6 protein-coding genes and 1 pseudogene are annotated in these 10,788 nt (G+C 76.8%); 4 read left to right on the forward strand and 3 right to left on the reverse strand.

Translation table 11 applies throughout. The features are described 5' to 3' along the window. The first annotated feature begins 152 nt into the window (after positions 1–152). Positions 153–839 carry a 5-formyltetrahydrofolate cyclo-ligase gene (locus CELF_RS15600; protein ID WP_013772233.1) on the forward strand — a complete coding sequence of 229 codons (687 nt, stop codon included), beginning with the start codon at positions 153–155 and terminating at the stop codon, positions 837–839. A 10-nt stretch (positions 840–849) separates the two neighbouring features. Here CELF_RS15600 and CELF_RS15605 read toward each other — a convergent pair whose 3' ends face one another. Then, positions 850–3,546 (reverse strand): penicillin acylase family protein, encoded by a 2,697-nt coding sequence (locus tag CELF_RS15605; protein WP_013772234.1) that lies wholly within the window; start codon positions 3,544–3,546, stop codon positions 850–852. Positions 3,547–3,644: 98 nt separating this feature from the next. On the opposite strand from CELF_RS15605, the pseudogene CELF_RS21460 reads away from it, so the two are divergent. Further along, positions 3,645–3,737, forward strand: a pseudogene (locus CELF_RS21460) (FmdB family zinc ribbon protein); the annotation flags it as partial. Between the two features lie 62 nt (positions 3,738–3,799). On the opposite strand, the gene CELF_RS21465 reads toward CELF_RS21460, so the two are convergent. Then, the gene (locus tag CELF_RS21465) at positions 3,800–3,997 is read right to left on the reverse strand and encodes a hypothetical protein (protein ID WP_311836353.1); all 198 of its coding nucleotides are present in this window, start codon (positions 3,995–3,997) and stop codon (positions 3,800–3,802) included. 66 nt (positions 3,998–4,063) lie between these two features. On the opposite strand from CELF_RS21465, the gene CELF_RS15615 reads away from it, so the two are divergent. Both CELF_RS15615 and mscL read left to right on the forward strand, forming a co-directional pair. After that, a complete protein-coding gene (locus CELF_RS15615; RefSeq protein WP_126297847.1) occupies positions 4,064–4,792 on the forward strand; it encodes an SAF domain-containing protein in 729 nt (242 codons plus the stop codon). A 54-nt stretch (positions 4,793–4,846) separates the two neighbouring features. Then, positions 4,847–5,401, forward strand: coding sequence for a large conductance mechanosensitive channel protein MscL (gene mscL, locus CELF_RS15620; protein ID WP_013772237.1), 555 nt, complete (start codon positions 4,847–4,849; stop codon positions 5,399–5,401). A gap of 598 nt (positions 5,402–5,999) precedes the next feature. On the opposite strand, the gene CELF_RS15630 is transcribed toward mscL, so the two are convergent. Further along, positions 6,000–10,709, reverse strand: a complete 4,710-nt coding sequence (locus tag CELF_RS15630) for a hypothetical protein (RefSeq protein WP_232014258.1) — start codon at positions 10,707–10,709, stop codon at positions 6,000–6,002. Between the last annotated feature and the right edge of the window lie 79 nt (positions 10,710–10,788).

Here is a 10,788-nt window from a genome sequence, read left to right on the forward strand (position 1 = left end):
CGACCGGTGCGACCCCGCAGTGGTGCGCGTCACGACACGTGTGACATTCGTCCGTCGTTCCACCGCAGGTCACGCGCCGTCCGCCAACCTCCCCCGGACCTTCACACCGGGGTCCTGCCCGTCAGGGGCCGCGCGTGGGCCAGACTGGTGCCATGAGCAGCGTCGCCCAGCCGTACCCGTCCGTGTCCGAGGGGGACGAGGTCGAGGACGTGAAGGACCGGCTCCGCCGCTCCATCCGGGACGCGCGCACCGCCCGCTCACCCCGCCGCCGCGAGGCCGCGGCCCAGGCCCTCGCCGAGGTCGTCACGACCATCCCCGCCGTCGCCGAGGCCCGCTGCGTCGCCGTCTACGCCGCCCGGCCCTCCGAGCCCGGCACGCTGCCCCTGCTCGACGCGCTCGCCGCGCGCGGCGTGCGGCTGCTGCTGCCCGTCCTCGGGTCGGGGCTGCAGCGCGACTGGGCCGAGTACGCCGGCCGCGAGGACCTGCGCGAGCGCGCCCCCGGCCGTCCCCCGGAGCCCGGCGGCCCGACGCTCGGCCCCGCCGCGCTCGCCGACGCGGACGTCGTGCTGGCCCCGGCGCTCGCGGTCGACACGTCGGGCGCGCGGCTCGGGCAGGGTGGCGGCTGGTACGACCGGGCGCTGCTGCACGCGCGGCCCGGCGCCCCCGTCGTCGGCATCGTCTACCCCGAGGAGCTGTACGACGCGCGCGAGCGGCCGCTGCCGCGCGAGCCGCACGACCGGCTCGTCGACGCCGTCGCCACGCCTGACGGCTGGCAGCCCGTCGGGCCGACCGTCGCGACCCCCGAGGGTCGCCGACGGGTCGGCCCCGGCGTCGCCTGACCGCCTGACGTCAGGAGGCGGGGACCAACGTCAGCCGGTCCTTCGCGTCGGCGTCCGTCGACTCCCGCGTGAACGGCCACGGGAACGTCCGGCCCGTCGCCCACTCCTCGAACTGATCGGTGTAGTGCACGCTCGCCGGGTGCCCCGACGTGCCCGTCAACGTCACCCACGTCGAGGCGTCCAGGTCACCCAGGTCGACGACCATCCGCATGGACGGCGCCGCGGTCACCGCGTACGACGGCGTGCTGGCGTCCCACGCCGTCGCGTCGACGATCGACGAGCCACCCCCGACGCTGAGCGGCGACGGGTTGACGAAGCTGCGGACCAGGCCCGGCAGCGACGGGCCGCCCAGGACCGGGTGCTCCGGCTCGGCGACGTGCATCATCCCCCACCGCCAGTCCTCCGCGTCGCGGCCCAGCTGCGTCGTGAGCTGGCGGCGGGCGGACACCATCGCGCGGGTCAGGATCTCGTCGCGGCCCTCGACGACGCCCGGGGTCGAGCGGTCGTCCCACCACGGCGAGGACGGGTCGGCGACGAGCCGGCGCACGACCTCCAGCCAGCGGGAGTCACCCGTCGGGGACGCGTCGTCGGGCAGCTCGTCGTCGAACGCGAGCCGCAGGAGCGTGCGCCACACCGCGGCGAAGTACGCGGCGGCGGCCGAGTCCGTGTCGGACACGAGGTCCCAGTCGCGCAGGAGCTCCTGGCCGTCGTCGTCGAACGCGTCGTCGATCGGCAGCTCCAGGAGGGTCGGGACGAGCGCCTCCGCGTAGGGGTTGCGCTGGTCCGCCTGGATCTGCGCCATGTCCTCGACGTCGAGCGGCTCGCCCGTCGCCAGGCGCTCCTCCAGCAGCGTCCGGATCCGCTGCGAGCGGTAGCCGTAGTCCCAGTCCTTCGTGAGGAACGGGCCGACGCCCGTGGGGGTGACCGCCTGGTTCGCGGCGACGACGAAGCCCTCGGCCGGGTCGAGCGCGCGCGGCATGTCCGCCGGGTCGACGTAGCCCTGCCAGTCGTACGCGCTGTCCCAGCCGGGCCGCGGCCACGTGCCGTCCGACGGCACCGCGCCGCCCGTCACGGTGGACCGCACGGGGATCCGTCCCGGCGCCTGGTAGCCGATGTGGCCGTCCGTCGTCGCGAACACGATGTTCTGCGCCGGCACCTCGAGCAGCGCCGCGACCTCCGCCACGTCGTCGGCGTCGCGGGCCCGCGCCATCGCCAGCAGCGCGTCCGCCGTGTGCCCCGGCTGCAGCGCCGTCCACGCGAGCGCGACCTCGAGCTGGCGCCCGGGCGCGTCCTCGGGCCGCGGTGCGTCCTGCACCGCGTCGACGCCGAGCACGTCGGAGACGATCGGGCCGTGCACCGTCTCGCGCACCGTCAGCTCGACGTCCTCGCCGCCGTTGACGCTGATCGTCTCCGTGCGCTCGCGCACCGGTGCCGTCTCGCCGTCGCGGACCGTGACGTCACCCTCGACCTTCTCCAGGAAGAAGTCCGTCACGTCCGCGCCCATGTTCGTCAGGCCCCACGCCAGGTCCGCGTTGTGGCCGATGACGACGCCCGGCATCCCGGCGTTCGAGAAGCCCGAGACGTCGTACGGGCACTGCGCGGTGACCTCGGCGCACCGCAGGGCGACCTGCGCCCAGATGCCCGGGGCCGAGATGCCCAGGTGCGGGTCGTTCGCGAGCAGCGGCCCGCCCGACTCCGTGAACCGCCCGTCGACGACCCACGAGTTCGACCCCACGCCCGCACCGTCGCCGACGAGGTGCGGGACCGCGTCGAGCGCCTCCTGCGCCGACGCGAGCGCCGACTGCAGCCCGTCGTCCGTGAGGTCGAGCTCCGTCGTGGCGGCCGTCCGGGTCGCGGTCGTGGCGAGCTCGTCCGCCGAGAGGATCGGCGCGTTGACGTCGTCCGCGTACGCGGGGAAGAGCTGCTCGACGCGCGCCACGTCCTGCACCGAGGCGAACGTCTGCGCGCGCGCCAGCTCGTCGTCGTAGTTGCCGCGCAGGTCCCACGCGAGAGCCTTGAGCCACGCCAGGGAGTCCACCGGGTCCCACTCGCGCGGCGCCGGGGTGTGCAGGCGCAGCCCGAGCACCGCGTACTCGACGGCGACCTGCGACGGGTCTCGCGTCGAGAGGTAGGCGTTGACCCCGTCCGCGTAGGCCTGCAGCGCGTCGCGCGTCGACGGGTCGAGGATGTCCCACTCCTGCTCGGCGACGCGCCGCCACCCGAACGTGCGGATGACCTTGTCCGCCGCGAGCGCGTCCTCGTTCTCCCCCACGAGCTCCGAGAGCCGGCCCGACGTCACGTGGCGGCGGTAGTCCATCTCGAAGAACCGGTCCTGCGCGGCGACGTAGCCCTGGGCCCGGAACAGGTCCTCGGTCGTGGTGGCCGTGATGGTCGGCACGCCGCGCGGGTCGCGCGTCACCGTGACGTCGGCGTCGAGCCCGGGCAGGGCCAGCTCGCCCGAGACCTCGGGGAGCGGGCGACGGACCACGACCACGGCGACGACCGCGGTCGCGACGAGGGCGAGGACCAGGACGGCGGCGACGGTCGCGAGGGCGACACGGACCAGGCGCAGACGGGACACGGTGCGAGGGTACTTGTCCCGGTCCGCCCGGCCGAGGCGGAGCCGTCCGAGTCGCCCCGCGGCGGGGTCCTGGGCCGCTCGCCCGCCGGACCGCCGGAATGTGCGCGACGGACGACCCGTTATCATTGGCACTCGGACCATGTGAGTGCCAGGAAGTGCCAGGTCCCGCCGACGGCCGGACGTCCCACCGGTCGGCGGCGGACAGTCGCCAGGGAGTTGCAGCCATGCCCACCTACGCCTACGCGTGCACGGCGTGCGGTCACGCCTTCGAGATCCAGCAGTCGTTCAGCGACGCCTCGCTGACCGTGTGCCCCGAGTGCGAGGGGCGCCTGCGCAAGGTGTTCTCGGCCGTGGGCGTCGTGTTCAAGGGCTCGGGCTTCTACCGGAACGACGCGCGGTCGTCGTCGACGACGTCCTCGTCGAAGAGCTCCTCGTCCTCCTCGTCGTCGTCGAAGCCGGCGGAGTCCTCCTCCTCGTCGACCACCACCTCCTCGCCCGCCTCGAAGCCCGCCGCGGCCCCGGCCGCGTCCTCCTGACGCGCTGAGAGCGCCCGAGCCGTCCACAGCCCCCAGGGCACGGACGGCCTCCACGGGCCCCTGACGCGCCCACGCGGGCTCGTGCCGCTCGGCGCGAGCATCGGGGCGTGACCCCGCACCACGACCGCGCCCGGCCCGGCGGGCGGGCGGCCGACCGGCTCCCGGACCGCCGACCGGCGCTGGCCCACCGGCGCCCACCCGCAACCCTGCGCTGGAGGGTGCTCGCGTGGCGTTCGCGCTGGGTGGTCACCGCCCTCGGGCTGGGCATCGCCGCCGCCGGGGTCCTCGGGACGCTGCGGCCGGCGCCGCCCGAGACGCGACCCGTCGTCGTCGCCGGCCTGCCGCTGGTCGCAGGCACGCGCCTGACGGCCGACGACGTCCGGGTCGTCGACGTGCCGACGCGCCTCGCCGCCGACGGTGCCGCGGCCCGCGTCGACGAGGTGCTGGACCGGAGCCTGGCCGTCGACCTCACGCCGGGCAGCCCCCTCGTGCCCGGTGTGCTGGCCGCCGACGGCGCCACGGGACCGCCCGGCACCGTCGTCACGACCGTCCGGCTCGCCGACACGGGCGCGGCCGCGATGCTCGAACCCGGCCGGCGGGTCGACGTCCTCGCGGCGACACCGGAGGGTGGACCGGCGACCGTCGTCGCCGCACGCGCGCTCGTGCTGCCGCCCCCGGCCGCGCCCGGTCCCGAGGCGACCGCCGGGCTCGGGACCGCCCTCGCCGCGGACGCCGACCACCCGCCGCCCGTGCTGCTCGCGGTCACACCGGAGGAGTCGCTCGCCCTGGCGGGGGCTGCCGCGTCCTCGGTCCTGTCCGCGGTCGTCGTGCCATGATCGTCCCGGCCTGTCCGGGTTCCCGGCAGCCCACCGACGACGACGGACAGGGAGATGCCCGTGACAGACTCGATCACGCAGGGACTGCGGGGGGCCGGCAACCACCTGAGCGGCCTGCCGAAGGTCTTCCAGGGCTTCAAGGACTTCATCTCGCGCGGGAACGCGATCGAGCTCGCCGTCGGTGTCGTCATCGGTGCCGCGTTCGGCGCGGTCATCGCCGCGATCCAGAACGGCTTCATCGGCCCGCTCATCGCCGCGATCTTCGGCCAGCCGAACCTGACGAACGTCTGGTCGTTCGAGGTCAACGAGGCGGTCTTCTCGATCGGCCTCATCCTCGACGCACTGCTCAAGTTCCTCATCACCGCGGCCGCGGTCTACTTCGTCATCGTCCTGCCGCTCAACGCCCTCGCCGCACGCCGCAAGCGCGGTCAGGAGGAGGAGCCGAAGGCGCCCGCCGAGGACATCCTGCTGCTCCAGGAGATCCGCGACCTGCTCGCGTCGCGGCCCAGCCCGGCCGTCGTCAACGACACCGGCACCGTCCCCGGCGCTCCCGGGACTCCCGGCGGGCCGGACGCGCCGCCGGCCTTCCCGCCGAAGCCGCTCGCCTGAACCACGCCGCCGACCGCTCGGCCGAGCCACTCGCCTGAGCCCACTCGCCTGAGCCCGCTCCCTGAGCCCACTCCCCTGAGCCCGCTCACCTGAGCCCGCTCACCTGAGCACGGCACGGTTCCACGGGACCGCTCCGCCCCTCGTCCGACGACGGGGCCGGAGCGGTCCCGCGTCGTTCCCGCACCGTCACCAGTGCGGCGGGCGGTCCCGCCGGAGGCGGTCGTCGTTCGAGTCGGTCGCGTCGCCCCAGCCCACGTCGCTGTCGTCCCGGCTGCGGAACGGGACGGCCGGTCCGTCGAGGTCCGCGACGCGACCTCCACCGGTCGACGCCCGCCCGGCATCCGCGCGGCGAGGCCCGTCGCCGGAGGGAGCCGGCCCCCGCGGCGCCGCCGCCGCGCCCGTGCTCGGTGCCGCGGTCGACGCGGGCACCGTCGTGCGCAGGACCGCCTCGTCCGTGCCGACCGTCCCCGCCGTCCGGACCGCCCGTCGCGGACGACGTCCACCCGGAGGCGCCGCGGCGTCCCCGTGCAGGGCGGTGCGGGGCTGGTCGGACGTCACGGGTCGATGATCCCACCCCGGACCGGGCCCGGCCGCGGCCTCAGCGCAGCGCGCGCGTCACCGCGGAGCGGACCGCCGTGTCGATCCGGTACGAACGGCGGGTGATCCCGAGCTCCTCCCGCAGGGCGGCCGCGAGCTGCTCGCGGTTGCGCTCGCGCCCGTCCGAGAGCAGCCACGCGACGAGCTCGTCGAGCTGGTCGTCGCTGTACGCACCGATCGGCAGACCCGTGCGCACGTCGGGCCGCGGCGTCGCCGGCACGGCGAGCGTGAGCTGCACGTGGCCGTTCGTCCCGGCACCGGTCGGTCCCGAGCCGGCGGCGGGCGCGTCGTCCCCCGCCCCGCCGGCGACGGCCGACGCGTCGTCGTCCCCGCGGCGCTCGGCGCGGACCGCACCGTCCGGGGCGTCGTGCCCGGCTGCGTCGTCCTCGTCCGCCGCCGTCCCGGTGCTTCCCGCCGAGGGCTGCGGCTGCGAGGTGCCGTCGCTCGAGGACCGGACCACGGAGGACGTCGTCGGCGTCACGTCCACGCGGGCCCGCGGCGCAGCACCCGCGCCGGCTCCGGCGCCGGTGGGCGTCGGCTCGTCCGTCGTCGGCTCGTCGGCCTCCGAGCGGGGCGGGGCGGCGTCGGCGGCGGCCGCGGCGGCGTCGAGCGGGGCGGCGTCGGCCTGGGCCGCGGCGGCACGCCGCTCGGCCAGGGTCGTGCGCACCGAGATGCGGATCGGGGCCGTGACGGGCGGCAGCTCCTCGACCTCGTCGCTCACGTCGACGGCAGTCGGGACGCCGAGGACGAGAGGCGCGTTGCGCGGCGCGGCCGGCGCGGGGACCCGGGCGTGCACCGCCCGACGGATCCGGTCGACCTCGGCCTGCGGGTCGAGGAACGCCGCCGCAGACCACACCCGCACGACGGTCCAGCCGAGACGCTCGAGACGGTCCGCGAGCAGGCGGTCGCGCACGCGCACCGACGGCTCGCCCACGTAGGCCTCGTCGTCGGTCAGCACGGCGACGAGCAGCCGGTCGGGCGCGTCGGGGTGACCCACGACCATGGGGATGCGCGCACCGCCGGGGATGCCGTGGTCGACCTCGACGGTCAGACCGTGCCGCCAGAGCCGCTCCGCGAGGTCCAGCAGGAGCCGGTCCGGCTCCCCGCCCGAGCCGTCGGCGGCGCGGTCGGCCAGGTCGGCGTGGCCGGCGCCAGCCGCATCCGCTCGGGCGCCACGGGCGGTCACGTCGGCCGGGTCGCGCAGGTCGACGGCGTCGTCCGGGCGCGGCCCGGGAGCGACGAGCGCGACCTCCGCGCCGCTCGCACCCTCACCACGGGACGCCGCGAACGCGAGCAGGTCCCGCAGCAGCCGCGGGCCGGCGCCGCGCACGCGCTCCGGGTCGAGGTCGTCGGAACCGAAGCACGAGACGACCGTGAGGCGGTGCCGGGTCGCGCCCAGCACGTCGAGCAGCAGCGCGTCGCCACCGGGCTCGGCGACGACGCCGAACGAGTGCAGCACGCGGCGGTGCGGGGTGCGACCGAAGCCCACGGACAGCACGACGGCCTCGCGGCGCAGGCCCGCCGCGTTCGCGAGGTCGGTGACGACGAACGGCTCGGCGCGGCCGCCGTCGAAGAACGCGGCGACGGCGGGGTTGCCGCGGACCTCGGTGAGGACGGCGTCGCGCACGGCGTCCGCGTGCAGCGGCGAGGGCGTGACGACGGCCAGGGACTCGTCCGGGTGGTTGAGGGCGTGCGCGAGGACGAGCTCGACCACGTGCTCGACCTCGGCGCGGGTCGACGCCACGGTGCCGCTCGCGGTGTCCGGCATCCCCGTGCCGTCGACGACGTCGAGCCGCACGAGCGGCCGGTGCTCGGGCAGCGGCGTGGGCGTGAGGACCCCCGCGTACCCGTGGGCGGCGAGGAACGCCGTGAGGTAGGGGTCGCGGCGGGACGTCTCGGCGTGCAGCGCGACGGACGGCAGCACGTCGGCGAGCTCCCGGACCGCGCTGCCCGACGCGCAGCGCGCGTCGCCGACGACGACGACCTGGCGGCCGCGCGCGAGGGCCGCGACGGCCATGTCGACGGGCAGGTGCGCGGCGGCGTCGAGGACGACGAGGTCGACGGACCGCGACGGCGGCAGGACCTGCGGCACGAGCATGGGGCTCGCGGCGACCACGGGACGCAGCCGGCGGGCGACGTCCGGGTGCCGGGCGACGGTGTCCCGCAGCGACGTCAGCCGCTCCTCGACGAGCTCGGCGAACAGCGACTCGGCCTGCTCGCGGTGGCGGCGCAGCGCCTCCTGGGTGTGCCGGGCGACGGCCGCGCGCACCGGCCCGGACAGGCTCGCGACGTGCGCACGGTCGAGGGCCGCGTACTGCGCGGACAGGTCGCCGAGCGCCGCGCCGTCGTAGCCGGCGAGCGTCGGGTCCTGCGTGAGGATCTGCTCGATGACGGTGCTCCACCACGCGAGGTCGAGCTCGGCGGGTGCGAGGGCGGGGTCGACGCGACGCGTCGCGAGGTCGTCGAGCAGCTCGCCGAGGCCCGCGCCGCGCAGGCGGTGCAGCAGCCCGGTGCGGTCGGGCAGGGTCTCGAGGGCGGAGGTGTCGGCGCGCAGGCGCGTGAGCCGCTCCTGCAGGGCGGCGAACGGCAGGTCGGCCAGGCCGGAGCCGGCGGGCGTGCCGGCGAGGACCTCGTCGAGCGCGGCGAGGTCCTCGCGGACCGCGCGGTGCTCCTCCTCGATGTGCTCGAGCCCGTCGGGCAGCCGGGGCCAGCCACCGGCGGGGCAGTGCGCCTGCCAGATCTCGCGCTGCGCCTGCACGTCGAGCAGCGCGGTGTGCAGGTCGGCGACGGGGCGGCCGGGACGCACCATGTCGCGCGCCTGACGGCGCAGGCGGCGGCGCAGCCAGAAGCCCATCTCGACACCGTGCTCCGTGCGCCACTGCGGGGTCGCGGTGGCGGCGACGAGGTCGGCGGCGGTGCGCTCGAAGACGATGGGGAGGAACACGTCGAGCGCACCCCGGACGCCGTCGAGCATCCGCAGCTGCTCGGCCCACGCGGCGACGCTCGTGGCCTGCGTGAGCCCGGTCTCGGCGGCGACCTGGCGCGTGCGCTCGACGAGCGTCGGCAGCGCGACGTCGAGCAGGCGCTCGATGCGGTGCACGACGACGTCGGCGTCGGCACGGGTGCGCAGGTCCGCGCCGTACCAGGGGGTGTCGGAGGGCCGGACGTCGAACGCTCCGAGCTCGCCCGCGCGGACGAGGTCGGCGGCGAGGCCGGACCTGCGGTCGGCGTCGAGGAGCCGTGCGACGTCGGGGGCGAGCCGCACGGTGGTCCGCGGCGTGGGCCGCGTGGACGTGAGCCGCGCGAGCTGCTGCAGCGCGTCGTACGCGGACGCCCCCCACGGCTCGCGGACCGCGTGCAGGTCGCCGACGTAGGAGCGCAGGCGCTCGCGGTGCTCGACGAGGCGCGCCCGCAGGGTGACGAGCCCCTGCCCGTCGACCGACGGGGCGTCGAGCGTCATGGCGCCGAGCAGGCGGCGCGCGGCGGCGGTGCGCCAGCCTGCCTCGGGTGCGACGTCGAGCAGCAGGTCGCCGAGCCCGAGCCGGTCGAGGCGCTCGGCGAGCGCGGCCGCGGCACGGCGGTGCCCGGGCACGTAGAGCACGGTGCGGCCGGACGCGGCGGCGTCGGCCACGACTGCGGCGAGCGTCCCGGTGACGTCGGCGCCCGTGGGCGCGTCGACGAACAGGTGGGCGCCCGTGCTGAGGGCGTCGAGCACGTGCTGCTGCGCGGGGTCGAGGTCGCCGACGCCGCGCTCGACGTGCGGGTCACGGTCCCCTGCGGCGGGGTCCGGCAGGCGGGTGCGCAGCCGCTCGCGTGCGGGCTCGACGCCGGCCAGCGCGGCCACGACCTCGTGCGCGTCGAGGTCGGCGGCGAGCGCGTCGAGGTCGTCGACGAGGATCTGCCCCGGGTGGACGAACGTGCCGACGACGACGCGCTCGGTGAGCCGGAAGTCGTCGAGGACGGCCTCGCCGAGGGACGCGAGCCGGTGCAGCGCGCCGCGGGGGTCGAAGCCGCCGCTCTCGAAGGTGCCGCGCGCGACGGCCCCGGGGTCGAGCAGCGCGCCACGGGTGCGCAGCGCGCGGGCGAGCACGGGGTTGACGTCGAGGGTGGGCTCGAGCGCGATCTCGTAGTCCGCCTCCCCCGTGCCGCGGGGGCGCAGGGTCACGGGGCGCAGCAGGACGGGGGCGCGGACGGTCCGGGACCGGGCCGACGCGAGGGGCGCGGCCTGCGCGCCGCGGGTGGCGTCGGCGAGCGCGGCGACGTCGTCGTGCGCGGCGTGCGCGGTGGGCCGCTCGGTCCAGGTGGCGACGCCGATGGCGAGGGCCGTGGGGGCGATGCCGTACCGCTGCTCGTACACGGTCGCGCGTGACGCGACGGCCCGGGCCCGGCGGCGGGCGTTGGACAGCGCGGCACCCTCGCGGACGAGGTTGGACAGGCGCGTGGGGCGTCCGGCGAAGAGCTGCGCCATGCCCGACGGGTGCGCGGACGACAGGTCGAGCGCGGCGTCCCCGAGCAGGTCCATGTCGGCGAGGGTCGACCCGCCGGCGGCCTCGACGAGGCCCTCACGCCAGCGTTCGACGGCCCTCTCGACCACCTGGCCGGGGGTCGGCGGTGCGACGAGGACGACGGGGGCGTCGTCGGCGGTCGGGTTCGCGTCGGGCGCGGGAGCCTGCTCGGGTCCCGTGCCGGACGCGCGCGCGGGGACGGTCACCTTCGGAACGGTAACGAACGGCGGCGCGGTCGACCCGGTGGCGCGCCGAGGGTCGTCGAACGGCGTCGTCATGCGGCTG

It is taken from the genome of Cellulomonas fimi ATCC 484 (assembly GCF_000212695.1).
Taxonomy (GTDB): Bacteria; Actinomycetota; Actinomycetes; order Actinomycetales; family Cellulomonadaceae; genus Cellulomonas; species Cellulomonas fimi.

Coding starts and splice junctions, on each gene's coding strand:
- CELF_RS15600 (WP_013772233.1), top strand. CDS start 153: ATGAGCAGCGTCGCCCAGCCGTACCCGTCCGTGTCCGAGGGGGACGAG.
- CELF_RS15605 (WP_013772234.1), bottom strand. CDS start 3,546: ATGATAACGGGTCGTCCGTCGCGCACATTCCGGCGGTCCGGCGGGCGA.
- mscL (WP_013772237.1), top strand. CDS start 4,847: ATGCCCGTGACAGACTCGATCACGCAGGGACTGCGGGGGGCCGGCAAC.